Here is a 651-nt window from a genome sequence, read left to right as displayed (position 1 = left end):
GTGCCGCCAACCATTGACGTAGAAAACGACACACTCAATGACAAGATTAAGGACGCACTGGGAGACAACTTCAACCTCCGACTCAACCAGATGGTAGTGGACGCTGCCAACGCAGGGGTTGCTTGGCTACACTACTGGATTGACGAGAGCGGTCAGTTCCGCTATGGTATTGTGCCGCCTGACCAAGTGGTGCCGATCTACTCAAGCGATTTGGACCGCAAGCTGTTGGCCCTACGACGCAGCTACAAGCAGCTTAACCCTGATACCGGCAAGTACTTCAAGGTTCATGAGTATTGGACTGACAAGGACGTGACGGTATTCAAATCGGAGATGGCAGACTACAGCGACCTATCGTTGTATGGTGATCGCTTCACACTCTATGATGTGACGAGTGGGGATGAGACGGGAACTGGAGCGGTCCTGGAACATCAGCTGGGGCGCATTCCATTCATTGCCTTCCCGAAGAATAAGTACCAGCGGCCAGACTTGTTGAAGTACAAAGGCCTAATTGATGTGTATGACAACGTCTATAACGGGTTCGTCAATGATGTTGACGACATTTAGCAGGTTATTCTGGTGCTGACTAACTATGGTGGGGAAGACCTGGCGACCTTTATGAAGGCTCTCAAAGAGGACCACGCCATCAAGATG

General features: G+C 50.8%; 1 protein-coding gene. It reads left to right on the top strand.

The features are described from left to right. The coding region (locus tag ACYVN4_RS45070) for a phage portal protein (RefSeq protein WP_460730461.1) at nt 1-564 on the top strand (564 nt) is incomplete at its 5' end. Nucleotides 565-651 lie beyond the last annotated feature (87 nt).

This window comes from Nocardia heshunensis (assembly GCF_054782115.1).
This window is presented reverse-complemented; position numbering and strand designations above follow the sequence as displayed.